We start from the raw sequence: 22,237 nt of genomic DNA, 5'->3' as shown, positions 1-22,237 counted from the left end.
GATAAGCCTCCGTACCCGTCAGTTGCTACGTTTTCTTTTAGGCTACCTTCTGAGCGGTGAAGGCAGTGCACTGGCCTCGGAGAGGGCAACTCAGTCCTCGGTTCACATAACCCACACAAATCGATCCTCGAGAGGTGGTTCGCGGGACTGCTCACCACACCCTTCTCACGGCCGCTCGCACCGGTTCATACGGGTAGTGAAACAGGCAGCCACTCGACGACGAAAATCTACGGTACGGAGCCGCTCGTTCTTGGAGGGCGCTCGCGAGTCCCATGCTCGAGCGGCGCCGCAACGGTATCAGCTTTGACCGTACGGGACGGTGGCTCGATCCGAACTGAGACGCATCCCCACCCTTCCACGAATCCCGGGCAAGCACGAACTGCCGAAACCGTGCTGCCCTCTGGCGTTAGCTATCGAACGCGCAGGTGTTCGTCAGTTCGCCGAGCCCTTCGACGCCGATCGTGACCTCGTCGCCGTCCTCGAGCAGTACCGGCGGCTCCCGATAGACGCCGACTCCGGGCGGCGTCCCGGTGAATATCAGGTCGCCCGGCTCGAGCGTGAACGCCTGGCTGCAGAACGACACCAGCTCGTCGATGCCGAAGATGAGGTTCGCAGTGGTCGACTCCTGGAGGCGCTCGCCGTTGACCTCGGCCCGGATCTCGAGGTCGTGGGGGTCGTCGACCTCGTCGGCCGTGACGAGTTCGGGTCCGATCGGGGCGAAGCCGTCGAGGCTCTTGCCGCGAACCCACTGGCCGTCGCCGTGCTGGAGGTCCCGCGCCGAGACGTCGTTGCCCACGAGGTAGCCGGCGACGTGCTCGAGGGCCTCGTCCTCGTCGACGCACCGGGCTTTCTCCCCGATGACGGCGACGAGTTCGGCCTCGTAGTCGACCTTCTCGGTGAGGTCGGGATCCCAGCTGATCGTGCTCTCCGGACCGGTCACGGTCGTCGGGAACTTCGAGAAGAGAACGGGTTCGTCCGGGATCGGGTTGTCGCCCTCCTCCGCGTGATCTCGGTAGTTGAGCCCGACACAGACGACCTTCTGTGGATTTCCTACCGGCGCGTGTCGCACCAGGTTGTCGTGCTCGTAGACGCCGACTCCCGTCTCCGCGGCGTGCTCGACGGCCAGTTCGGCCTTCCGCTGCCACTTCCAGCCGGCCAGCAGGTCGGTACTTCGCTGGGGCAAGTCGATGCCGGCGGCGGCGCCCGCCTCGGCGAGGTTGACGACCGTCTCGTCGTCGATTCTGGCGCCACACCAGGGCTGTTCTCCGTCCGTCGTCGCGTACTGTCCGAGTCGCATTGTGGTGAATCGGTGTGGAGTTACTCGAGGTCGACGCCGGCCTCGTCGAGCAGCCGTTCGCCGGAGGCGACGAAGCGGCCGAACTCCTCCTCGACGAGCGGGTTGTGCAGTTCGCCGTCGCGCTTGACCGGTTCGCCGTCGACGAGCACCGTGTCGATATGAGACGGATCGGACTGGAAGACAACGGTCTGAACCGGGTCATGACACGGAGCAGTCATGAGGTCGTCCGTGCGGATCATGACGATGTCCGCCCGTTTGCCGGGCGTGAGCGAGCCGATCTCGTCCTCCATGCCGAGCGCCCGCGCCCCCTCGATGGTGGCCATCTCGAGGGTGTCTCGGGCCGTGGTCTGTACCTCGGTGACCTCCGAATCGCCCTCGAGGATCGCCTGGTTCTCGAACATCCGCTGGACCTGCAGGCCGATCCGCATCTGCGTCGCCATATCGCCGCTGATGTCCGAGCAGACGTCGACGCCCCACGCCGGCCGACCGCCGGCCTCGAGGACCTTCCCGGTGACGGGGATGCCGTGGCCCATCTGCATCTCGACCTCCGGCGTTGCCGAAAAGGAGACACCCTGCTCGATGGCGTAGTCGATATCCTCCTGGGCGAAGTGGTTCCCGTGGGCGACGTTGACGTCCGGCCCAAGCATATCCTCGATCGCGCCAAAGCCCTGGTAGTCGTCGCCGTAGACAGACGAGGGCCAGCACGCAGCGCCCATGTGAAGCGTGGCGATAACGTCGAGTTCACGGGCCAGCTCCAGGTCGCTGCGAGCGGCCTCGTCGGTACAGAAGTCCGGCCCCCGAAGCCCGAGCGCGAGGTCGAGCAGGTCGTCGTCGCTGATCTTCTCGTCGTGGAACTCGCGGATCTGCTCCTCGGGAAGGGTGACGTCGCTGTCGAACCACCACGTCGCCGCGTCGTCACCCGGCGGCCCGTATGTGTACACCGCGCGCAGTCCGGTGTCCTGCAGCGCGTCGACGGCCCGTTCAGCATGCTCGAGCGAGTTTGGGTACGACCAGTCCAGGGCCGTGGTCGTCCCCGTATAGAGCTTCTCGAAGGCGCCGAAGAGGCCCCCGAGGTACATGTCTTCGGGCTGGTAGAGGCCGGCGATGTTGCCGAGCATGTGATCGAAGTAGTCGCCCATGAGCGACCAGTCCCCGGCGATACCCCGTACCTGAGTCTGTGCGAGGTGGATGTGTGAGTCGACGAACCCCGGCAGGACGATGTGGTCGGAGGCGTCGATCTCCTCGGCGTTCGACGCGCTCAGCCCGCGTCCGATCTCGGCGATCTCGCCGTCCTCGATCAGCACGTCGCCCTCCTCGAGGTCGCCGATCTCGGGATCGAGCGAGACGACGGTGCCGTCCCGGATGAGTGTTTCTGTCATGCTCGGTCTGACAGACTGACCGCGAGAATAAAAGTTTACCGTCTGGTAAACTCCTATCGTCGGAGCAATCGAACTATATATCGTTCGAACGGAGTAATCGTATGAGCGAGTCCGACGGGAGCGCCTCCGGCAAGGAAACCGAGGAGGTGATCATGGAGGCGACGTTCCGTGCGCTACGCGAGCACGGGTACGCGGATCTCAGGATGCGCCACATCGGCGACGAGATGGAGCTGACCCGGCAGGTAATCCACTACCACTTCGAGGGGAAGTACGATCTCCTGTCCTCGTTTCTGGAGTACGTCATCGACCAATACGAGGGAAGTGTCGACGTCGACCGCGACACGGACCCGCGAACGGAGCTCGAGGCGCGGATCGATCAGTGTCTGTTCGGTCCCGAGTTCGAGGAGTTCACCCACTGGGACCGGATGAAGGTGTACCACGAGCTGTACACCTACGCACAGAACGACGAGCAACACCGGGAGATCTTCAACGAGCACTACGAGCGGATCCGCGGCAGCATCGTCGAAGTCGTCGAGGACGGCATCGAGCAGGGCGTCTTCCGCGACGTCGACGCCGAGCGGATGGGCCAGCTCGTCACCGACGCGATCCACGCCGCGCGCGGACGGCGGATCTCACTCGGTCACGACGACGCCCCCGACGAGGCGCGGCGGGCCATCCACGAGTTCGTCCTCGACCCGCTGTGTATCGACGCGGAGGGCAACCGATACTCCTGATCTGTCGCGCGCAGCGCCGACGACGTCGACTTCACGACCGGCGCACCGAGCGTCAGTCTTTCGATACTGTTATTCCGCCGTTGGATAACAAACGCGTATGCGACGACGGACGCTACTCGGGGGTGCCGGGACGACGCTCTCGATCGCGCTGGCCGGCTGTGGCGACGACGAAGCGTCTCCCGATCAGAGCGACAACTCCGGCGCCAACGATTCCGACGGCGACGACTCCGGCACCGACGACTCCGGTAACGAAAGCGACGAACCGACCGACGACGCCGACGACGAGCAGGTGTACGAGGATGACTCCATCGAGGGGGACGTAACTCTCTCCGGAGACGCGGGCGAATCGCTTTCGGCCCGGCGGCACACCTACACGTGGGCGGACGAACCGCCGACGGACTACTGTCACATCCACGTCGAACTCGAGAACGAGGGCGACGAGGAGCCGACCATCGACATGGAGGCGCGGATCTACGACGACGACGGTGGGGAGCTCTCGAGTACGCGCTACGCCGACGAGACGGCCCCCGAACCCGGGGAGGCGGAGGTCTACTCGTTCTCGCTCAGCAACTGCGAGGAAACCGCCGCGTACGAACTCGAGATCGGAGACGTCGAGACGGACGACGAGAGCGACGACGAGAACGGGGCGACGATCGACGACTTCGAGGAGTACGACCAGGGTCGTCTGGTCGGTCCGTGGACCCTCGACGGGGCCGGCGACGCCGACGTCTCCTCGAGCGCGGCCCTCCACGAGGGCTCGAGTCAGGGGCTTCGACAGGACGGCGACTCGAACGTCCGCTCGTTCCCCGGGCAGGGACTCCCGAACTACCCCGAGGACGGCCGCGAGGTCTCGGTGCTCGTGCGCCCCGAGTCGGGTGCCTCCCAACCCTGGATCCTCGTCGGGATGGAGGAGGACGTCTGGTCGACGCAGACACCCGGCTGGCGGCTCATCGTTGATCCAAGCGGCGAGATCCGGCTCGGGCGTGAGACCGGCAACGGCGTCGAAATCCTCGAAGAGGACTCGACGGTTCCGAACCTGGCGGGCGAGACCGTCGACTGTCGGTTCGTTTTCGACAGCTCCGAAGGCATCGAGTTCCGGATTCAGGATCTCGAGGGGGCGACGCTCGGATCGGTACAGACGAGCGAGACGGACGGTATCGACGACGAGATGAGTATCGGGTTCCGTTCGACGAGCGGGGCCGACTGGGACTGGCTGCGGCTCGTCGACGAGTAGCGATAACAGCGGGAGGTCTCTGCGGAGTCCTGGCGACCGCGATCTGCTCCTGCGGGATCGACGCCTCGAGTCGCTTCCGTCGCGCTCGAACCGTTTCCATCGAGACACCCACACGGGGAGCGGTTCTCGATCCGGCGGCGCTCTCGCCACCGTTTCACCGTGCATGACTCCGACGGCGAGGAAGAGCGACGACAGGAAGGAGATCCACGCAGCCGCCTTCCGTTCGCCGCTTCGAGACTGGTGTCGATGAGGAGGGCGAATCAGTCCTCGCGGTCCGCCTCGAGTTCGAACTGCTCGTTCTCGGCGACCTTGTTGAGCACGATGCTGGTGTTCGACTGTTTGATATCCGGGTCCGTAACGAGCGCCTTGATCTGATCGTTCATGTCGTCGGTATCCTTGAACTTCCCGATCGCGACGATGTCGTAGTCCCCGGTGACCTCGTAGACGGACATCATCTGCTGGTGGTCCCGGAGCGTCTCCGTGATCTCCGCGAGCGCGCTCCCCTCGGCTTTGAGCTGCATCACTGCGGTCACGTCGTAGCCGGCGGCGTCGTAGTCGACGATCGGCGTATAGCCCTCGATGACGCCCTCGTCCTCGAGGTCGGAGAGATGGTTCGAGACCGTCGTAACGGAGACGTCGAGCTCTTCGGCGAGGCTCCGGAGGCTGGCGCGGCCGTTCCCGAGCAGTTCGTTCACCAGATCGGTGTCCAGATGTTCGTAGGTCATTGGTTTGGATATTTTTCTCCTTATACTAGGGTGTTACGAAAACTGATTCGGCGAATTCCGGAAAGGATTCAGCCGAGTTTATAAGCTACAATTTGTACTTTCAGGAAAGTACTCGACAACGAGCATCGGCGAGTCGAGATACCTCGAGCGGATCGCGAGGGAAAACCCACAGTATTACGGCTCCAATTCGCCGATACCGGCAACTCGAGTCGTCTGACGAAGCTAACGGCGGTCCTCGAGGCCAGCCAACTAGTCACCTGGGAACGGCCACAGAAAGACTTCCCCGAGGGGAAGACTGGGTGCATGGGTGCAGGGTCGATACCACTGCATGTGTGAGCAAGCGACGGTATAATACAGTTGTTACGGTATTAGTTGAATAATAGCTATTGCTAGTATTATCTACTCATAGCGGTTTCGAGACGCTCGTGACCCGACGACTGTCTCGAGACACTTTCCGCTGCTGGCCGGTCGGGGCCAGCTTCACGGCCGCTTTCCGGGAGTTACAACACGTCCACGGCCGAGCCTCGACACGGAGAATGACCGACGACACCGACACACAGGACGGGACCCCCGAACCGGAACGACGCGTGGTCGCCGGCTGGCACGGCCGCTACTACGAGGACTTCGCGGTCGGCGACGTCTACAAACACCCCTTCGGCCGTACCGTCACCGAGACCGACAACGTCTGGTTCACCAACGTGACGATGAACCTCAACCCGATGCACTTCAACGAGGCGTACGCCGCCGGGACCGAGTTCGACGAGCGGCTCGTCGACGGGACGTTCGTCATCGCTCTCGCCGTCGGGATGAGTGTACTCGACGTCTCGGTGAACGCGACCGCCAATCTCGGGTACGATCGGATCCGTCACCACGCACCCGTCTACCACGGCGATACGATCTTCGCCGAGAGCGAGGTGCTCGAGAAACGCGAGAGCGACTCCCGGGACCACGTCGGGATCGTCACGACCGAGCTTCGGGCGTACAACCAGAACGGAACGAAGGTGCTGTCGCTCGAACGGACGCCGATGGTGCTCAAACGGGGGCACGCCGACCCGTCCGCCGCGCAGCCGCCCGGCTGGCCCGAGGGGATCGGCACCCAACCGGAGGACGCGTGAGCCGAGATCGTTCGTCGGCGGAGCCGAACCGGGACGGAAAGGCAGCGTTCGAGCGGCTGGCTGACGCAACCGCAGCCGCCGGAGCGGACGCCTTCGTCCACGTCGGAGACCGGTTCGATGACAACCTGCGGTACCTGACCCGCTTTGACGGGCCGGATCGGGACTACGCGTTCGTCCACGTCGCCGGGCGCGCCGTGCTGTGTGCGCCCCGGCTGTTCGCCGAACAGGCCGAGCGGGAGTTTCCGGAAACGGTCGCCCCGGCCGGCGAGTCCTCGGCCTCGAGCGCGGCCGGACGGGCGCTCGAGGTGCTCGACGACCGACTGGCATCACCGCTCGAGGACGTGCGCGTGCTCGCCCTCCCCTCGATACCCGCCGGAGCGACGCGGTCTCTCGCTGACGCCGTCGGCGAGGTCGTACTCGAGCCGATCGACCTCGGTCGGGCGCGCAAGACGAGCGCCGAGCGGGACCGACACGCATTCGTCCAGCGGGCGGCTCAGCAGGGGATGGCCAGGGCGGAGGCGGTGCTCGCGGCGGCGACCCCCGAGACCACCGAGGACGACGGGCACGGCGAACTCCGCTGGCGCGGCGATCCCCTTACCACGGAGCGGCTGCGCCGCGAGGTGAACGCGACCCTGGCGAGATCGGGAGTTCGTGACGCGGGAAACACGGTGATCGGTGCCGGGGAAACCTGCGCGGACCTCCATTTCACCGGCGAGGGTCGTATCAGCCCGGACGAGACGGTGCTGCTTGACCTCTCCCCGCGAGGTCCACAGGGGTACTACGCCGATCTCACGCGGACCTTCGTCGTCGGTGACGTCGGCGAGTGGGAGCGACGGGCCTACGAGGCGGTCGGCGAAGCCCAGGACGCGGCGTTCGACGCGCTCCGCGGCGGGGCCGGGATGCGCGCGGCCGACGTCCACGAGGCGGCGACCCGGACGCTCGCCGAGTACGGGTTCGAGTCCGGCGACGTCGACGTCGGCATGTACCACGGCACCGGCCACGGCGTCGGCGTCAGCCTCCACGAGGCGCCGTCGCTCTCGAGCGAGGATCCGCTCGAGGCCGGCCACGTCGTCACCGTCGAACCGGGAGTGTACGACCCGGACCGTGGCGGGGTGCGACTCGAGGACCTCATCGTCGTGACGGCCGACGGCTACGAGAACCTGACTGCCTACCCCTGCGAGATCGAGCCAAATCCGACCCGAACTGAGACGATTTCCGACCTCTCCAACTAAATACAACTCTACTTTCGCTGTTTAGGGCTTGTCTGCGCTTCGGACCGTAATCACAAAGACGTTCCGACACTGAACGTGAGAGTACGCCGATCCAATGAGTGAACAACCCGACGACGACCTCGAGGAACTGGGGATCGACATCTCGATCCGCGGCCCCGACGGGGAGGATCTGGAGTACGACGGCGTCTCGGCCGACGAGGAACTCGAGAGCGGCGTCGCGCCGGCCGGTGCCGACGAGGAGTGCTCGCTCGAGGCGGTGAGCAAACAGTCCACGCGGGACTACCCCGACGACTGGGATCGGCGCCGACAGGAGGTCTACCGGCGCGACGACTACCAGTGTGCCAACTGTCGGCGCCGCGGCGGCCCCCACGGCGACGTCGAACTCCACGCCCACCACATCGTCCCGAAGTCCCGCGGGGGGATCCACGAACTCTCGAATCTGATCACCGTGTGCGAGGCGTGTCACACCGCGGTTCACAACAGGGATGCGGTCGCGCCGACCGCGATCCCGCCCGAGGAGCGGGGGAAAACCGCCGGTGGCGAGCTCGCGGAAGCCGTCGACGAGATCAAGTCGGCGCGACGGCAGTACCGCTCGTGGAAGCGACTGTTCAACAAGTTCTTTTGAACTCTCAGCGGGCGACAAGCAAAGTAGCTCCGGGCGAGACACCCTCGTATGCCACGTGTCCGCGTCCTGAGCACCGGCGGAACAATCGCATCGACTGACGGCGACGGCGGCGCCACGCCCTCGAAGGACGGCGACGACCTCGTCGCGGCCGTCCCCGAACTCGAGGACGTCGCGACCCTCGAGATCGAATCCGTCTGCGACGAACTCAGTTTCCATCTCTCCGCGTCGAACGTCGCGTCGCTGGTCCGCGCGGTCGAACAGGCCGACGAGGACGGCGTCGACGGCGTCGTCGTCACTCACGGCACCGACACGATGGAGGAGTCGTCGTACTACCTCGATCTGGTGAGCGACGCCGACGTCCCAGTCGTCTTCACCGGCGCGCAGCGACCTGCCGATATGGCGGGCGCCGACGGCCCAGCGAACCTCCTGCAGGCGGTCCGCACCGCGGCCGACGAGCGGTTCACCGACGGGGCGTACATCGCGTTCGGCAACCTCGTCCACGCGGCCAGGTGGGTGACGAAGGCACGAGCCGGTCGCCCGGAGGCGTACGCCTCGCCCGACTCGGGACCGGTCGCGGAGCTCACGGCCGACGGAATCTCGCTGCGCCGCGACCCCCGAAGCGAGTCGGTCTCGCTGCCCACGACCGAGCTGACGGATCGAGTCGAGATGATCCCCAGCGGGCTGGCCGTCGACGCCCGCCAGCTCGAGCGCGCCGTCGAGGCTGGCGTCGACGGCCTCGTCCTGGCGGCGAGCGGCATCGGGAACACGACACCCGCGATCGGCGACGCCGTCGAGGATGCTGTCGAGGCGGGCGTCCCAATCGTCGTCGCGACGCGGTGTTTCGACGGCGCGGTGAGCGCTCGGTACGGCGGCCCGGGCGGCAGCCGAACCGTTCGCGAGCACGGGACGATCCCGGCCGGCGACCTACCGCCCTGGAAAGCCCGGATCAAGCTCGGGCTGGCGCTGTCGGCGTTCGACGACCTCGAGGCGGTTCGAGGGGCGTTCGAGGACCAGCTCGGCGTCCCGACGACGGAGTAGCGCTCGCTCGTCCGAACGCGTCACCCGCCGTGTTTTCGGTACCAGACTCGAGCGCCGACCGGCGACTCGCCGTCCTCGAGTTCCAGTCGCTTCTCGACCAGCTTCCCGAGAGCGGACGTGGCGAGGAACTCGACCGAGTCGCCCTCGTCACGTTGCACCTCGACGGCGTTTCCGTCCCGATTGCCGGTTCGCTCGACGGTGCCGACGGTCCATCGATCGACGTCGGTCGTCGGTTTCCGCGCGCGGATTCTGTCGTGACTCATGATCTTAGTAGTCGCCGAGGACGCCGAGCCGTCTCGCTCGACGGGTCGCGTACTGGAACACGACGTACCCCAGAACTAGGTAGCCGACCGCGACCCCGACGAGGAGCCCCACGTCGATCGGCGAGAACTCCCAGAGCCGGATCCCGTCGACCATCGCGCGCTGGAGGAGGGCGCTGCCGTGAGCGAGCGGGAGGAGCCGCATCCAGCCGAGGTCGAACGCGGGTGCGGAGATCAACACGATGAACCCGAACTGGAGGAGGTTGAGCCAGTTGCCGATCTGTTTGTAGAGCACGGTGACCCCACCCGCAGCGAGGCCGAGACCGAGCACCGAGACGATCGTGAGCGTCGCGACGACGACGATCGTCAGGAGGTTCAGCTCGAGCGTCGTTCCAGTGATGACGATCATCACGGCCAGGATCACCGTCGAGGTGAGGAAGGTCCGAACGATCTTCGCGACGCCCTTCAACAGCGCAACGGGCGCGAACCCGAACGGCGTCATCACGTGGCGCTCGAGGGTTCCCCACTGGACCTCGCTTCCGATGTCGTTCGAGATCGAGGAGTAGGCGCCGACCGAGAGCGTCCACAGGAAGTAGCCGACGACGATCCCCTCGATCGAGTCGGTGAGCGCCTGTCCGGCGACCATCTGGCCGCCGTAGAAGAGGACGCCGAAGAAAAACAGCGCGACGACGATCCCCCCGACCGCGTTGGCGGGGTAGCGGACGAAGAGCAGGAACTCCCGGTAGAGGACGGCTCGAGCCAGGTGGCGGTAGCCCGCCTTCCGCGACGTCTCGGCCACAGCGGCTTCCCGGGCCGTCATCGGTCGCCCCCCTCGAGTCCCCGCATGGTCCGCTCCTCACCCTCCGCGCTCGTCAGCTCGACGAACACGTCCTCGAGGTCCGGCTCGACGGTTCGCACCCGCTCGAGGGTCACCCCGGCAGCCCGGAGCCGGGCCATCAGTTCGTACAGCCCGTCGCTGTCCGTCGTGACGTCGATTCGTCCGCCAGTATCGAACGCTTCGACCTCGATCACGGCGAACCGATTTCGCAGCTCCGAGACGATCGAGCCGACGAGATCGGGACTCGAGATCCGAATACGATGACGGTCCGTTCCGCGAAGCAGCGCGTCGACGGTGTCGTCCGCGATGATCCGTCCGTTCGAGACGACGAGGACCCGGTCACAGACCGTCTCGACGACGTCCATGTCGTGGCTGCTGAGGACGACGGTGAGCCCCTCCTCCTCGACGAGACGCCGCAGCTCCCGCTGGAGGGTGCGCGAGCTCTCGACGTCCAGTCCCAGCGTCGGCTCGTCGAGGAAGATCACCTCCGCTCCCCCCGCGAGGACGGTCGCCAGCGACACCTTCTGTTTCATCCCCCGGGAGAGGTCGCGGACGGGGACGTCCGCCTTCTCGGCGAGCCCCAACTGGGCGAGCAGCCGCTCGTGTCGGCCCCGCACCGAGTCCGGATCGACGCCGCTGATCGTGGTGAAATAGCGCAGGTTCTCCCTGACGGTCAGCCGCCAGTAGTCGTTTCGCGCGCCCTCGAGCATCGCGTCGACGAACGCGTACGCCTCGCGAGGACGGTCGTAGACGTCGATCCCGCAGATCCGGACCGTCCCTTCGTCGGGAAACACCATTCCGAGGATCGACTTGATCAGCGTCGTCTTTCCGGCGCCGTTCGGCCCCAGCAGTCCGACGATCGATCCGGTCTCGATCTCGAGCGTGACGTCGTCGACGGCCGTGATCGCCCCCGCTCCCTCGCCGAACCGCTTGCACAGCCCGTCGACGGAGACGGCCGGAGGACGACGCGCCGGTAGCGGTCCGTCGGCGTCGTCGCCGACGCGGTCGATCGGCTCAGCGCTTGAGCCGGACCGTTCGGCCGAGCGTTCAAGAAGGGGTTCAGCGGCCGTCTCGCCAGTTCCCGCGCCTTCGTTCTGCCGACCCGCGAACCGGTCGCCCTCGCGCACTGTCACACGCCGTAGAGGCAGCGAAGCTACAAAAACTCGAGGCCTCCGCCGCGATCCGGGTCGGAGCTCACCCGCAACATCCGTTCGGCCGACCCGGGCGAGTCCGCGTCGCCGATCGAACGATCACGGCGAAGGAGAAAGCGTTTCGGCCCCTCGCCCCGGAGCGGTGAGTAGATGAGCCGAGAACGACGGGACCGGTCGGTCGACGTCATCAACGGAAAGCTGGTGTGGCCGTTGATCGTCCTCTCGGTTCCGATCGTCATCACCAATCTGCTGATGGTCGGCTACAACCTGGCCGACACGTTCTGGGTCGGTCGGCTCGGTCAGGCGGGCGTCTCCGCGCTGTCGTTTTCGTGGGCGATCATCTTTCTGGTGATCAGCTTCGGGATCGGCTTCAACGTCGCGGGGACCGTCCTCGTCGCCCAGAACAAGGGTGCCGGCAACGTCGAGCGGATCGCCAGGGTCGCCGGCCAGACCGTCACGTTCGTCTTCGCCCTCTCGGTGCTGATCGGAATCGTCGGCTTCCTGCTGACGCCGACGATGCTCCGGCTCGTCGGCGCCGAGCCGGGTACCCTCGAGTACGAGTACGCCCGCACCTACACCCGAACGGAGTTCGCCGGAATGCCCTTTATCTTCGCGTTCTTCGTCTTCCAGTCGCTGCTGCAGGGGTGGGGCGATACGCGCACGCCGCTGTACCTCATGACGTTCAGCGTCGCGCTCAACGTCGCCATCGACCCCTTCTTCATTCTGGGCTTTCAGGACAACGTCGTCTTCGCCTGGTTCGGCCTCGAGGCGCTCGAGTCACAGCTGTTCGCGCTTACGGGATTCGACGGCTGGGCCGTCCAGGGAGCGGCGTTCGCAACGATCCTCTCGCGGGGGCTCGCGGCCGCGATCGGCATCTGGCTGTTGCTCACGGGACGGGTCGGGATCGAACTCTCGGCTGGCGACTTCCGACCGGAGCTCGAGACCGTCAAACAGCTCGTGACGATCGGCCTTCCCGCGAGCGTCGAGGTCAGCACCAAGGCGTTCAGCGTGACGATCCTGACCGCGCTGGTCGCGCTGGCCGGCCCGACGGCGGTCGCCGGCTACGGCATCGGCACCCGCGTCACGTCGATGGTCGTGTTGCCGGCGCTCGGGCTCGCTCGAGGCGTCGAAACCGTCGTCGGGCAGAACCTCGGCGCCCAGCAGGTCGACCGCGCCAAGCGCGGGGTGTACGCCGCGGCCGGACTCATCGCCGGCTGTTTCCTCCTGTTCAGCGGGTTCGTCTACCTGCTCGCCGATCCGATCGTCAGCTTCTTCATCACCGGCTCGGGAGCGGCCGAGGTAACGGCCGTCGGCGCCGAGTACCTGCGGATCGTCTCGCTCTCCTTTGTCTTCCTGGGCGTCTTCTACATCGTACAGGGAGCGTTCCGTGGAAGCGGCAGCACCCGGACCGCGATGGGGTTCGCGATCGTCGGCTTCATCGTGCTCCGCCCACTGCTGGCCTACGGCCTCGCCGAACCGCTGGGAATGAGCGCGACCGGCGTCTTCATCGGGGACGCGCTGACGAACGTCGTCATCGTCGTCCTGGCCGGACTGTACCTCCTCCGGGGGACATGGACCGACAGCGTGGTCGAGACGGAGCCGGATCAAGAGCCCGAACCGGGCGCCGAGGAACGGCCGCCGACCGCAAACGGCGGATTCGAGGAGGACGACTGACGAGGCGGACAACGAGCGTTCGGCGGCAAACGACCGCTACCGGAGGAGCAGGCAGCTGAAAGCAGCAGTGTTTACTATCCCACTGAGTATCAGAATATATGTCTATTTTCACGGCAGTAAAAAAGCGTCTCTCGGGGAGCGCTGCCGTGGTCTACGAGTGTCGGAACTGCGGCACGGTGCTCGAGACGAACGAGTGGACCTGTTCGTGCTGTGGCTCCATCGAGATCGCGGAGTACGAGAGCGGGGAGTACGACGTTCCCTGAGCGACTCGAGCGCTACGGGCTCCGACGAGGAAGGGGCAGATCAACTCCCACAGCGGTCGTTCTCGCGAGGAGTCGACGATCAGGACGACGTCGACGGATCGTCCCGAAGCGGGGCCTGAAGCTCCTCGACGTCGACGATCACCACGTTGTTCGTCTCCTCGATAGCCGTGATCTCGCCGACGACGACGAGACTCGAGACCGGAGAGGGACCGACGACGATCGGATCCCCCTCCTCGAGGTCGCGGACCGACTGCTGGAAGTGGAGCTGCGCTCGGCAGAGGTCGGGGTGATGAACGTTCGTGAAATCGATCTCGTCGACCGTCGCGTCGACGCGGTCGTACTCGCTGGCGAGGGTGACGGTTTCGGCGTCGTCCAGCTGCCGGCGACCGAGGATTCGGTAGGCGGCGTCGGTCGGTTCGTATCCGCCCTTCGGCCCGGCGATCCCCTCGGCGAGTCCGATCGAGGTGAGCGTCCGCATCTGATTCCGGACCGTACCCGCGTTCCGACCGGTTTCGTCCGCGAGGGCGCGGGCGTTCACCGGTTCGCCGGTCGCCTGGTACTCGTTGATCAGCGTCGTTATCGTCAGCCGCTGACTGTTGCTCAGATCGATTTCGTCCATACTTGCACAAACGGTCGTTCAGTTATACGGATTGTGGTTATCAGTTCGCTAATACCGACGAAGTGGCTACAGTCGAAGAGCTGTGCTTGGTGAAAGAGAGACTACCGCTAGCAGGCCTTCAAACGGGGTCGACACCGTAATTCACGCTCTCTTTCCGCGAACCGTACTCCGCCGACCGTACGTGACCAGGTAGGCGGTCACTGAGGTGAGCAGCAACAGCGGTAGCGAGTACAGAACGAGCGTGAACGGATCCGGAGGCGAGACGATCGCCGCGATCGAAACCGCAAGCATCGCCAGAAGCAACGCCGTCGACAGGAACCTCGAGAACGTTTTGGAGTGCATACCGGGAACACTGCTGTTATTTCATTATATCCTTTGTGTCGGCGCGGATCCGGTTCGAGCTCCGGAGGGTATCGGGTCGAGTTTCCGCATCCCCTGCGTTCAACTGGCGTCGAGGAGACGGAGTCGCATGGAGGATCGATCACAGCCGTTGCTGACGAGGGACGCCCGCTCGGTCGGAAACTGGATCTCGATCGGCCATCCGACCGTCGCGGAGCTCTGCGCTCGAGGGTTCGATTTCGTCGTTATCGACACCGAACACACGGCTCTCGGCCTCGAGACCGTCGCGAACATGCTCCGGGCGATCGAGGCGCTCGACGAGGCGGTCGCGGCGATCGTTCGCGTTCCGGGGAACGATCGGACCCGAATCAAGCGCGTGCTCGACCTCGGCGTCGACGGACTGATGATACCGAGGATCGAGACGGCCGAAGAGGCCGAACGAGTCGTTGACGCGATGCGATACCCGCCGGAAGGGAGTCGCGGGGCGGCTCCCGCTCGAGCGTCCGACTACGGCCGAGCGTTCGGCGAGTACGTCGAGCGCGCGAACGGGGAGCTGACGACGATCGTCCAGATCGAGACCGAACGCGGCGTCGAGAACGCCACGGAGATCGTCTCGGTCGACGGCGTAGACGCGATTATCGTCGGCCACGGCGACCTCTCTGCGTCGCTGGACGTCTTCGGCCAGTGGGACCACGAACGGTTCCAGTCGGCACTCGAGTCGATCCTGGAGGCTGCCCACGGAGCCGGGAAGCCAGTTGGGATGCTCGCGACCGACGACGAGGAGATGCGGCGCTGGATCGACGCCGGCGTCGACTTCGCGATCGCCGGCGCGGACCTGTGCTACCTCGCGGAGGGGAGCGACGCCGCGCGCGAGACGTTCGAGTCGACGACCGCTGGCGACGGCTCGGACTGAGTCCAGGCAGAGAAACGGCCTCGCGGGAACGAATCCCGAGAGCCGCCGCTCTCGGCCCAACGACTATAGTCACCGCGGATCATGTCCTCCCATGGTCGAGGCACATCTTCGGGAACTCGACGGCGAGCAGATTCGGTACAACGACGACACCTGGGAGTTTACCGGAACGATCGACGTGAAACAGAACGGAAACCGGATCCACGCGGCCGCGAAAAAACCCGAACGGGTCCGCGGAAACACCGGCACCCTCAATTTCACGCTCGACGAACCACCGGCCTCGCTCAACCCAGGGAATCTCGGCGACCTCGGGTGTGAACTCGAGCAGGGAGCGGACGGTCCAGTCCTCGTCGTCGACCGAAACCACACGGTCGATCGCTACACGCTAGATAGTCTGAGCTACGATTGAGCGCGCGGTTTTGACGTCTCCACCGCTCGGGGTCGAACTCAGTCGATTCTGACGACCGGTTCGTCGTCGAACTCGATGCGGATCGTGTGTCCGGCGTACGGGAACTCGACCGTCCCGATCCGCACCGCTTCGCTCTCGGGATCCGCGAATATCGCCTCGAGCGCGTCGGGATCGACCGCGTCGAACAGCGGTGGGAGCGCCACCGGATCGACGTTCTCGAGCGTCGCGACCCCGACGACGATCCGTTCGTGTATCTCGGTACCAGCCTTGGTGAGTGTTTCAGTCATTGTTCTCTGGAACCATATTATTTCGTAAATACTTTCGGTTGATTATTTCTCGGTGTACCGGGAGACCCACTCCAGACGGTCCTCGATCGCCTGCTCTCCGGTCTCGGTGAGTTCGTAGTAGTTCGTCCGGCGATCGAGTTGCCCCTTCTCGACGAGGTCCTTGTTGACGACCGTATCGAGGTTCGGGTACAGCCGGCCGTGGTTGATGTCGGCGCTGTAGTACTGCTCGATCTCCGCTTTGATCTCCTGGCCCGACGGCCGTTCGGCACCCGCGATCACATAGAGGAGGTCTCGCTGGAATCCCGTGAGGTCGTCCATGCTATGAGAACGACTACAGGTGAGTAGTTTGTTATGTGCGTCTTAGAGACTGTTTGGGATAGTAAACGTTGTTTCCTTATGACGGCGGTACTACCGTCGCCCGCGAGCAAACGGGACAGCCCTCGTAACGTACTCACCGCTGTCGGCATCGCGGAGGAATTGCGTCGTTCGGCCCTCGAACGGAGATACTACCCGATCGAAAGGCGGAGCGTATTTCGGCCGTTCAGGGCCCACAGGTATCGGTATTGCCCTCCCTGAACGCCAGGTCTCGACAGCTCCGGTAGCCGGCAGCGTCCCGATAGCGGAGCAGCTAGCGACGACCACTCGACAGTACGGCGTAACTGTCGGCAAGTAGAACTACGAAAACGATCGTTCAAGGACGGCCCGGGGCGCCGCTACGGCTCAGTCACCGTTCTCCCTCGAGTCGTCTTCGGCCGTCCGGCGAGCCGTCTCGGTCAGGCGGTCAGATAGGCGACGAGCCTCCTCGGGGGTCAGCGTCGCGTCGACGTGGCCCGTGCCATGATCGCCCGCCATCGCGTCGACGCTCAGGACGACGTCGTCGCCGGATTGGCGAACCGAGACGTCGGCCCGATCGGGGTAGTCCCGCGGCGGACCGATCTCGAGGTCGTTCTCGCCGCGCGTGACGCCAAACTGGATCGCCTCCGGTCGCTCGAGGTCGAGAGTCTCCGTCTCGTCCGAGTCGGACGTCTCGTCGCGGTTGGAGTCGGTGACCATGCCGGAACGTAGACCGGCCGGCGACTTGGCTGTACTGCCGGTCGGCAACTCGTCGCGGCTCCGCGACCGGTCGTCGGCAATCGATGGGACGGGATCCTGGATGCAGACGCGGCGAACGGGGACGCGCTCGCGTCAGCCGCCACACCCGCATTCTTGAGAGAGATCGAGTGGCTCGTCATCCGACGGGAGGGGACCGCATCCCACAGGACCGTTCAGTCGACGGGGCCGAAATCCGTCTCGGCGACGTCCGCCCGGCAGAAGAGACACCCCCTGCCGAGAAGCTCGGCTTGTACCATCGAATCGACGACGACGTCCTCCCGACAGCTCGGACACACGAACTCGTACCGATCCGGATCGGATCCCATACTCGAAAGAGGGGAGGAGCGCACATATCGGGCGATCCACAGTACGGTGGGTAGTGATCCCACGCGTCGGTCGACCGAGCTTGATCCCCGTCTGGTCACGGACAAAAAAGGTCGCGACAGTCGCTCAGAACATCCCGTACGGGAGGACGTAGAGGACGACCGTCAGGAACGGGAACAGGGCGAGCAACATCACGGCCGCGTACCCGAACATCTCGCGAGCCTTGATGCGAGTGATGGCCAGCAGCGGGATCGCCCAGAACGGGTTCAGCAGGTTCGTGTGTGCCTCGCCGACGGCAAAGGCCATCGTCGCGTGCCCGAACTCGACGCCGAGCTGGTCGGCAGCCTCGAGGATCGAGGGACCCATAACGATCCACTGGCCCCCGCCGGAAGGGACGAACAGGTTGAGGACCGCCGCCGCCAGCCACGCGAAGATCGGGAACGTCTCGGGGGTCGAGAGCCCGATGATGAGTTCGGCGAGCGCACCGGCGAGACCCGAATCCGCCATCATTCCCTGGATCCCGGCGAAGAAGGGAAACAGCAAGATGATACCGGCGGCTGCCGACGACGCCTCGCCGAACTTGTCACGGTACGTGGAGGGATTCGTCCAGACCAGTATCCCGGCCATCAGGAACGCGAAGTTGATCGTGTTGAGGTCCCACAGTTCGATCCCCTCAGTGACGAGTACCCAGACGACGTACGCGACTCCGGTGAGCGCGAAGAGTCCGCCGAGAACGCGGCTGTTGTTGATGCGCTCGGCCGGGACCATCTCGTCGGACTGCGCAGACTCCACGACGTCTTCACCGCCGTCGCTCGCCGTCTCGTACAGTTCTTCTTCCGGAATGTACTCGGTGATACCTCGTGCTCGCTCTCCGGACGGCGTGATGAGGTAGAGGACGGTAACCGCAAAGAGGATCGAGAGCACCGTCAGCGTGATCGTGTAGGGATGAAGAATCGTCTCCGTCACCGGAACCGGCTCGGGGACCATGGCGAAGGCCGTCCCCTCGCCGACCTCCGTCTCATCGGTGAGCAACAGCGGCGCCGATCCGGACCACCCCCAGTGCCAGGTCAGACCCAGTCCCATGTACCCCGCGACACACAGCAGCGGATAGTGGACGTCGATCCCCTCCTCGTGGGCGACCTTTCCCATCTCGCGGGCGAAGATCGCGCCCAGAATGAGGCTGAACCCCCAGTGAATCCAGGCGACGGCCATCGAGAATCCGGCGACGAGCACGACCGCCTGTGCGGGGCTGTTGGGGAGTTGGGCGAGCCGGACGAGGAGCCTGTTGGCGGCCGGATGGTACGCGAGCACGAACCCGGTCATCAGAATTACGACCATCTGCATCGAGAAGTCGAGAAAGCCCCAGAATCCGCCGAACCAGAACTCGATCATATCGACCGGACCGACCGCCCCGCCACCGTTCGGCGGCTCGATCGTCCCGGTTTGATTCAACACGAGCCCGGCCGCGAAGACCAGATACGTGAGCAAGATTGCGAACAGGAACGGACTCGGCATCCACCGCTCGACGATACTCGAGAGCCCGTACCCGAACCGCTCGATAGCGGACCCCCCTGTGTCACTTTCGGACATACAGACTACGTGTACGCAACTCCGAGGATAAATAATATGGTTCGGATACCGTTTAGCCCGCTAACACGTACGCAGGCGATTCGTGTCGTCCGCTCGGTTCGCCAGTCGGCGATTCGTACGCGGACGCGACACGGTCGGACCGCCGATGCGCTTACCTTGGAGAAGTGCGAACAGCTATCGATGGAAGACCTGAGTTCGTACGAGGTCGGCGACACCGTCCACGACATTCGAGGTGAGGGGAACGAGTACGAAATCGTCGAGAAGGAGCTGTCCTCCGTCGGGAAGGTCAGCGCCGTCGTCGTCAAACCGGTCGGCGAAGACGACGCCGAAACGCGGGTCAGGATCCCACAGTCGGAGTGGAGCGACACGTGGACGGCGTGATCGGCAGGTCGACGGCGGCGTGTACTGCTGCCTCTCGAGCGAGATCCGACCCGTGCTCACGGAGCTTCGCTCCCGGTACGCGGGGGCGTCCGGCGAACGAATCGTTCGTCCGGAGACGACGGGATTCCGGTTCGACGCTCGGTCACGCCGATCGGGCCGCCTCGCCGACCGACAGGGTGAGGTGTTGCAAACCGCACTCGAGACGGGGCGCTTCCAGCGGCCGCGAGACGCTACCGTAGGTGGGGTCGCGGACGTCCTCGGTACTGACCGAGCGACGTCCGTGGAGTCCCGCGTGTCGACACGGCGGACGCTACGTCCAAGTATCGTCTGCAACCGCGACTGAGGGGGCTCTCCAGGTCGGACCCGATGGCCGCGGGAGCGACGATCCTACGAATCGGCGTACTGTTGTTCCCACTCCCGACGGTTGCGGATCGTCCGCTCGCCGTCGTCGGTGATCGCGTAGTAGTTCGTCCGTCGGTCGAGTTCGCCCTTCTCGACGAGCCCCTTGTTGACCAGGGTGTCGAGGTTCGGGTACAGCCGACCGTGGTTGATCTCGGCGCTGTAGTACTGTTCGATCTCCGATTTGATATCCTGGCCGGAGGGTTGGTCGGCGCCCGCGATCACGTACAGGAGGTCTCGCTGGAACCCGGTGAGGTCGTCCATCTCGTCGGAGAATTCAACGAATATGTATTTGATAGCTTTCCCGCCTCGCGTTGTATGTCCACGGGCTATGAAAGTGATCGCGGACCGGGTTTGACCGGCGACGCGGTATCAGGGGGAACGCGTCGACGCGGCGCTTCCGGCGGTCGACCGCGAGTCGTCGGGAACGCCGTAGCCGAACACGCTGGCGACCGCCGCGAGGACGGGAACGACCACGCGTCGAACCGGGGTCGGAACGTCCGCCGGCCGCATCTCGTGGCGAAACTCGTGGAGCAGCGCCGCACCCGCGAGCGGGTTGGCGGGCATCCCCTCAGCGTCGAGCCCGCCCTCGCGGTCGAGCGCGACCATCGACCGGAGGAACTCCTCGAATCGCAGCGCTGGCCGGTGTTCGGTCGTCATGCGGAGCTTGCCGTCGCCGACGTTCCAGAACGTGTGCGGCGTCCCGGCGGCGACCGTTGTTTCCTCGCCCGGTTCCAGCACGAACTCCTCGTCCTCGACGGCCAGTCCGAGCCTCCCCTCGTGGACGACGAACCGCTCCTGTTGGTCGGGGTGGCTGTGGAGCGGACGTTTCACGCCGGGGTCGAGGGTCGTTTCGATCCGCAACAGCTTCCCGTCGGTGTCCGCCGCGGTGTCCCGAAGGGCGAACCGCTCGCCAAAGCTGGTCTCGAGCGTCCGTTCCGCGCTGTCGTGATCAGGTATCTCCATCGGATCACACCTCAGTAAGTGGTGCAATACCAATGCGCATAGTACTTGGCCGGAAACGCTCGGACAGCAGTCGGCGATCGCAACCGCCCGACGTCGTCGCTCGCGGGGACGAAACGTCGCAGCGATTTCCGGCATCCGATTCCTTTTGCCGTCGATCTCTGTGGTATGGGGTATGCCGACACCAACGGAGCGGGTTCGTCGAGCCGAGCGCTCGAGCATCCGCGTCATGTTCGATCTCGCGGAGCGACACGACGGCGACCTCGTTCGCCTCGAGGTCGGGGAACCCGACTTCGACACCCCCGAACACGTCATCGACGCCGCGGCACGCGCCGCCCGGGAGGGAGCGACCCACTACACGTCCAACGCGGGCCTTCCCGAGTGCCGGCGTGCGATCAGCGACACGCTCTCCGGCGAGTTCGGCGTCGAACACGAGCCCGACGAGATCGTCGTCACCACCGGCGGGATGGAGGCGCTCCACCTCGCGGTGCTGGCGACCGTCTCGCCCGGAGAGGAGGTCCTCGTCCCCGGACCGACCTGGCCGAACTACGAGACCCAGGCGCTGCTGGCCGACGGAACGTTCCGCGAGGTCCCGCTGTCGGCCGCGTCGGGGTTCGCCCTCGAGGCCGACCGCGTGATCGAGGCGATGAGCGACGACACCGCGGCGGTCGTGCTCACCACCCCCTCGAACCCGACCGGTCGCGTGTTCGACCCCGAGGCGTGTCGGGCAGTCGTCGAGGCTGCGGCGGACCACGACGCCTACGTGATCGCCGACGAGGTGTACCTCGGACTTACGTACGACGGCGAGGCCGAGGGGATCGCGTCCTACACCGACCACCCCGAACACGTGCTGACGGTCGGCTCCTGCTCGAAGGCGTACGCAATGACCGGCTGGCGGCTGGGCTGGCTCGCGGGCGACGACCACCTGATCGACGAGGTCGTCAAGATCCGCGAGTCGACGACCGCCTGCGCCTCGAGCGTCGCCCAGCACGCCGCGATCGCCGCGCTCACGGGACCACAGAAGCCCTTCGAGGAGATGCACGAGGCGTTTCGCCGACGCCGGGACCTCGTCGTCGATCGGGTCGCCGAGATCGACGGCCTTTCGTGTCCGCGACCCGAGGGTGCGTTCTACGCCTTCCTCGATCCCGGAATCGACGACGACAGCCTCCCGATCGCCAACCACCTGCTGCGGGAACACGGCGTCGTGCTCGCCCCTGGAACCGGGTTCGGCGAGACGGCACCGGAACGACTCCGTCTCTCCTTCGCCAACTCCGAGGATCGGCTCCGGGAAGGGTTCGATCGGCTCGAGGAGGGGCTCCAAACCTATCGTACCAGCTGAAACTGTTTGCACACCGATTG

27 protein-coding genes are annotated in these 22,237 nt (G+C 65.2%); 12 read left to right on the top strand and 15 right to left on the bottom strand.

Annotation, left to right across the window (positions count from 1 at the left end):
* Positions 1–406: 406 nt before the first annotated feature.
* Both QA600_RS12980 and QA600_RS12975 read right to left on the bottom strand, forming a co-directional pair.
* A complete protein-coding gene (locus tag QA600_RS12980) occupies positions 407–1,297 on the bottom strand; it encodes a fumarylacetoacetate hydrolase family protein (protein ID WP_278292366.1) in 891 nt (296 codons plus the stop codon).
* A gap of 20 nt (positions 1,298–1,317) precedes the next feature.
* Positions 1,318–2,676: an amidohydrolase family protein gene (locus QA600_RS12975; RefSeq protein WP_278292365.1), complete on the bottom strand. Its 1,359-nt coding sequence runs from the start codon at positions 2,674–2,676 to the stop codon at positions 1,318–1,320.
* A gap of 101 nt (positions 2,677–2,777) precedes the next feature.
* On the opposite strand from QA600_RS12975, the gene QA600_RS12970 reads away from it, so the two are divergent.
* On the top strand, positions 2,778–3,410 hold the full coding sequence (locus QA600_RS12970) for a TetR/AcrR family transcriptional regulator (RefSeq protein ID WP_278292364.1): 633 nt from the start codon (positions 2,778–2,780) through the stop codon (positions 3,408–3,410).
* Positions 3,411–3,507: 97 nt separating this feature from the next.
* Positions 3,508–4,644, top strand: a complete 1,137-nt coding sequence (locus tag QA600_RS12965) for a hypothetical protein (protein WP_278292363.1) — start codon at positions 3,508–3,510, stop codon at positions 4,642–4,644.
* A gap of 260 nt (positions 4,645–4,904) precedes the next feature.
* On the opposite strand, the gene lrp is transcribed toward QA600_RS12965, so the two are convergent.
* The gene (gene lrp, locus QA600_RS12960) at positions 4,905–5,369 is read right to left on the bottom strand and encodes an HTH-type transcriptional regulator Lrp (RefSeq protein WP_005557383.1); all 465 of its coding nucleotides are present in this window, start codon (positions 5,367–5,369) and stop codon (positions 4,905–4,907) included.
* Positions 5,370–5,905: 536 nt separating this feature from the next.
* Between lrp and QA600_RS12955 the strand changes: the two genes are divergently transcribed.
* The 4 genes from QA600_RS12955 to QA600_RS12940 all read left to right on the top strand — a co-directional run bounded on the left by QA600_RS12955 (position 5,906) and on the right by QA600_RS12940 (position 9,379).
* Entirely contained in the window at positions 5,906–6,484 is a 579-nt protein-coding gene (locus QA600_RS12955; protein ID WP_278292362.1) for a MaoC family dehydratase, read from the top strand.
* Complete coding sequence (locus tag QA600_RS12950; RefSeq protein ID WP_278292361.1) at positions 6,481–7,716, top strand: Xaa-Pro peptidase family protein; 1,236 nt, start codon at positions 6,481–6,483, stop codon at positions 7,714–7,716. Before QA600_RS12955 ends, QA600_RS12950 begins: the two co-directional genes overlap by 4 nt.
* Before the next feature lie 94 nt (positions 7,717–7,810).
* Positions 7,811–8,341 carry an HNH endonuclease gene (locus QA600_RS12945; RefSeq protein ID WP_278292360.1) on the top strand — a complete coding sequence of 177 codons (531 nt, stop codon included), beginning with the start codon at positions 7,811–7,813 and terminating at the stop codon, positions 8,339–8,341.
* 48 nt (positions 8,342–8,389) lie between these two features.
* The gene (locus QA600_RS12940) at positions 8,390–9,379 is read left to right on the top strand and encodes an asparaginase (protein WP_278292359.1); all 990 of its coding nucleotides are present in this window, start codon (positions 8,390–8,392) and stop codon (positions 9,377–9,379) included.
* A 20-nt stretch (positions 9,380–9,399) separates the two neighbouring features.
* Here QA600_RS12940 and QA600_RS12935 read toward each other — a convergent pair whose 3' ends face one another.
* The 3 genes from QA600_RS12935 to QA600_RS12925 are packed head-to-tail and all read right to left on the bottom strand — an operon-like array spanning position 9,400 to position 11,487.
* Positions 9,400–9,642 carry a hypothetical protein gene (locus QA600_RS12935; RefSeq protein ID WP_278292358.1) on the bottom strand — a complete coding sequence of 81 codons (243 nt, stop codon included), beginning with the start codon at positions 9,640–9,642 and terminating at the stop codon, positions 9,400–9,402.
* A 4-nt stretch (positions 9,643–9,646) separates the two neighbouring features.
* Complete coding sequence (locus QA600_RS12930) at positions 9,647–10,459, bottom strand: ABC transporter permease (RefSeq protein WP_278292357.1); 813 nt, start codon at positions 10,457–10,459, stop codon at positions 9,647–9,649.
* Entirely contained in the window at positions 10,456–11,487 is a 1,032-nt protein-coding gene (locus QA600_RS12925; RefSeq protein WP_278292442.1) for an ABC transporter ATP-binding protein, read from the bottom strand. The genes QA600_RS12930 and QA600_RS12925 overlap by 4 nt, the downstream gene beginning before the upstream one ends.
* A gap of 291 nt (positions 11,488–11,778) precedes the next feature.
* Between QA600_RS12925 and QA600_RS12920 the strand changes: the two genes are divergently transcribed.
* Together QA600_RS12920 and QA600_RS12915 are read left to right on the top strand one after the other, a co-directional pair.
* A complete protein-coding gene (locus QA600_RS12920) occupies positions 11,779–13,302 on the top strand; it encodes an MATE family efflux transporter (protein ID WP_278292356.1) in 1,524 nt (507 codons plus the stop codon).
* Between the two features lie 98 nt (positions 13,303–13,400).
* A complete protein-coding gene (locus QA600_RS12915; protein ID WP_278292355.1) occupies positions 13,401–13,565 on the top strand; it encodes a hypothetical protein in 165 nt (54 codons plus the stop codon).
* 79 nt (positions 13,566–13,644) lie between these two features.
* Here the strand turns inward: QA600_RS12915 and QA600_RS12910 are convergent, their stop codons facing one another.
* Together QA600_RS12910 and QA600_RS12905 are read right to left on the bottom strand one after the other, a co-directional pair.
* A complete protein-coding gene (locus QA600_RS12910; protein ID WP_278292354.1) occupies positions 13,645–14,184 on the bottom strand; it encodes a TrmB family transcriptional regulator in 540 nt (179 codons plus the stop codon).
* Positions 14,185–14,325: 141 nt separating this feature from the next.
* Positions 14,326–14,526 carry a hypothetical protein gene (locus tag QA600_RS12905; protein ID WP_278292353.1) on the bottom strand — a complete coding sequence of 67 codons (201 nt, stop codon included), beginning with the start codon at positions 14,524–14,526 and terminating at the stop codon, positions 14,326–14,328.
* A gap of 127 nt (positions 14,527–14,653) precedes the next feature.
* Here QA600_RS12905 and QA600_RS12900 point away from each other — a divergent pair, with 127 nt between their 5' ends.
* Both QA600_RS12900 and QA600_RS12895 read left to right on the top strand, forming a co-directional pair.
* Positions 14,654–15,436, top strand: coding sequence for an aldolase/citrate lyase family protein (locus QA600_RS12900; protein ID WP_278292352.1), 783 nt, complete (start codon positions 14,654–14,656; stop codon positions 15,434–15,436).
* A gap of 91 nt (positions 15,437–15,527) precedes the next feature.
* Complete coding sequence (locus tag QA600_RS12895; RefSeq protein ID WP_005557360.1) at positions 15,528–15,842, top strand: hypothetical protein; 315 nt, start codon at positions 15,528–15,530, stop codon at positions 15,840–15,842.
* A gap of 38 nt (positions 15,843–15,880) precedes the next feature.
* Here QA600_RS12895 and QA600_RS12890 read toward each other — a convergent pair whose 3' ends face one another.
* The 5 genes from QA600_RS12890 to QA600_RS12870 form a co-directional block, all read right to left on the bottom strand.
* Positions 15,881–16,129: a HalOD1 output domain-containing protein gene (locus QA600_RS12890; protein ID WP_278292350.1), complete on the bottom strand. Its 249-nt coding sequence runs from the start codon at positions 16,127–16,129 to the stop codon at positions 15,881–15,883.
* Between the two features lie 42 nt (positions 16,130–16,171).
* Entirely contained in the window at positions 16,172–16,447 is a 276-nt protein-coding gene (locus QA600_RS12885; protein WP_278292349.1) for a helix-turn-helix transcriptional regulator, read from the bottom strand.
* A 402-nt stretch (positions 16,448–16,849) separates the two neighbouring features.
* Positions 16,850–17,182 carry a hypothetical protein gene (locus QA600_RS12880; RefSeq protein ID WP_278292348.1) on the bottom strand — a complete coding sequence of 111 codons (333 nt, stop codon included), beginning with the start codon at positions 17,180–17,182 and terminating at the stop codon, positions 16,850–16,852.
* 212 nt (positions 17,183–17,394) lie between these two features.
* Complete coding sequence (locus QA600_RS12875; protein ID WP_278292347.1) at positions 17,395–17,547, bottom strand: hypothetical protein; 153 nt, start codon at positions 17,545–17,547, stop codon at positions 17,395–17,397.
* A 124-nt stretch (positions 17,548–17,671) separates the two neighbouring features.
* Positions 17,672–19,135: a TIGR00366 family protein gene (locus QA600_RS12870; protein WP_278292346.1), complete on the bottom strand. Its 1,464-nt coding sequence runs from the start codon at positions 19,133–19,135 to the stop codon at positions 17,672–17,674.
* 180 nt (positions 19,136–19,315) lie between these two features.
* Between QA600_RS12870 and QA600_RS12865 the strand changes: the two genes are divergently transcribed.
* Positions 19,316–19,516, top strand: a complete 201-nt coding sequence (locus QA600_RS12865) for a hypothetical protein (protein WP_278292345.1) — start codon at positions 19,316–19,318, stop codon at positions 19,514–19,516.
* Between the two features lie 387 nt (positions 19,517–19,903).
* On the opposite strand, the gene QA600_RS12860 is transcribed toward QA600_RS12865, so the two are convergent.
* Positions 19,904–20,179: a PadR family transcriptional regulator gene (locus tag QA600_RS12860; RefSeq protein WP_005557350.1), complete on the bottom strand. Its 276-nt coding sequence runs from the start codon at positions 20,177–20,179 to the stop codon at positions 19,904–19,906.
* Between the two features lie 108 nt (positions 20,180–20,287).
* A complete protein-coding gene (locus QA600_RS12855; RefSeq protein ID WP_278292344.1) occupies positions 20,288–20,881 on the bottom strand; it encodes a cupin domain-containing protein in 594 nt (197 codons plus the stop codon).
* 172 nt (positions 20,882–21,053) lie between these two features.
* On the opposite strand from QA600_RS12855, the gene QA600_RS12850 reads away from it, so the two are divergent.
* The gene (locus QA600_RS12850) at positions 21,054–22,217 is read left to right on the top strand and encodes an aminotransferase class I/II-fold pyridoxal phosphate-dependent enzyme (RefSeq protein ID WP_278292343.1); all 1,164 of its coding nucleotides are present in this window, start codon (positions 21,054–21,056) and stop codon (positions 22,215–22,217) included.
* Positions 22,218–22,237: the final 20 nt, after the last annotated feature.

It is taken from the genome of Natronococcus sp. A-GB1, assembly GCF_029688845.1.
In the GTDB taxonomy this organism is placed as follows: domain Archaea; phylum Halobacteriota; class Halobacteria; order Halobacteriales; family Natrialbaceae; genus Natronococcus.
This window is presented reverse-complemented; position numbering and strand designations above follow the sequence as displayed.

Coding starts and splice junctions, on each gene's coding strand:
- QA600_RS12980 (WP_278292366.1), bottom strand. CDS start 1,297: ATGCGACTCGGACAGTACGCGACGACGGACGGAGAACAGCCCTGGTGT.
- QA600_RS12975 (WP_278292365.1), bottom strand. CDS start 2,676: ATGACAGAAACACTCATCCGGGACGGCACCGTCGTCTCGCTCGATCCC.
- QA600_RS12970 (WP_278292364.1), top strand. CDS start 2,778: ATGAGCGAGTCCGACGGGAGCGCCTCCGGCAAGGAAACCGAGGAGGTG.
- QA600_RS12965 (WP_278292363.1), top strand. CDS start 3,508: ATGCGACGACGGACGCTACTCGGGGGTGCCGGGACGACGCTCTCGATC.
- lrp (WP_005557383.1), bottom strand. CDS start 5,369: ATGACCTACGAACATCTGGACACCGATCTGGTGAACGAACTGCTCGGG.
- QA600_RS12955 (WP_278292362.1), top strand. CDS start 5,906: ATGACCGACGACACCGACACACAGGACGGGACCCCCGAACCGGAACGA.
- QA600_RS12945 (WP_278292360.1), top strand. CDS start 7,811: ATGAGTGAACAACCCGACGACGACCTCGAGGAACTGGGGATCGACATC.
- QA600_RS12940 (WP_278292359.1), top strand. CDS start 8,390: ATGCCACGTGTCCGCGTCCTGAGCACCGGCGGAACAATCGCATCGACT.
- QA600_RS12935 (WP_278292358.1), bottom strand. CDS start 9,642: ATGAGTCACGACAGAATCCGCGCGCGGAAACCGACGACCGACGTCGAT.
- QA600_RS12930 (WP_278292357.1), bottom strand. CDS start 10,459: ATGACGGCCCGGGAAGCCGCTGTGGCCGAGACGTCGCGGAAGGCGGGC.
- QA600_RS12920 (WP_278292356.1), top strand. CDS start 11,779: ATGAGCCGAGAACGACGGGACCGGTCGGTCGACGTCATCAACGGAAAG.
- QA600_RS12915 (WP_278292355.1), top strand. CDS start 13,401: ATGTCTATTTTCACGGCAGTAAAAAAGCGTCTCTCGGGGAGCGCTGCC.
- QA600_RS12910 (WP_278292354.1), bottom strand. CDS start 14,184: ATGGACGAAATCGATCTGAGCAACAGTCAGCGGCTGACGATAACGACG.
- QA600_RS12905 (WP_278292353.1), bottom strand. CDS start 14,526: ATGCACTCCAAAACGTTCTCGAGGTTCCTGTCGACGGCGTTGCTTCTG.
- QA600_RS12900 (WP_278292352.1), top strand. CDS start 14,654: ATGGAGGATCGATCACAGCCGTTGCTGACGAGGGACGCCCGCTCGGTC.
- QA600_RS12895 (WP_005557360.1), top strand. CDS start 15,528: ATGGTCGAGGCACATCTTCGGGAACTCGACGGCGAGCAGATTCGGTAC.
- QA600_RS12890 (WP_278292350.1), bottom strand. CDS start 16,129: ATGACTGAAACACTCACCAAGGCTGGTACCGAGATACACGAACGGATC.
- QA600_RS12885 (WP_278292349.1), bottom strand. CDS start 16,447: ATGGACGACCTCACGGGATTCCAGCGAGACCTCCTCTATGTGATCGCG.
- QA600_RS12880 (WP_278292348.1), bottom strand. CDS start 17,182: ATGGTCACCGACTCCAACCGCGACGAGACGTCCGACTCGGACGAGACG.
- QA600_RS12875 (WP_278292347.1), bottom strand. CDS start 17,547: ATGGGATCCGATCCGGATCGGTACGAGTTCGTGTGTCCGAGCTGTCGG.
- QA600_RS12870 (WP_278292346.1), bottom strand. CDS start 19,135: ATGTCCGAAAGTGACACAGGGGGGTCCGCTATCGAGCGGTTCGGGTAC.
- QA600_RS12865 (WP_278292345.1), top strand. CDS start 19,316: ATGGAAGACCTGAGTTCGTACGAGGTCGGCGACACCGTCCACGACATT.
- QA600_RS12860 (WP_005557350.1), bottom strand. CDS start 20,179: ATGGACGACCTCACCGGGTTCCAGCGAGACCTCCTGTACGTGATCGCG.
- QA600_RS12855 (WP_278292344.1), bottom strand. CDS start 20,881: ATGGAGATACCTGATCACGACAGCGCGGAACGGACGCTCGAGACCAGC.
- QA600_RS12850 (WP_278292343.1), top strand. CDS start 21,054: ATGCCGACACCAACGGAGCGGGTTCGTCGAGCCGAGCGCTCGAGCATC.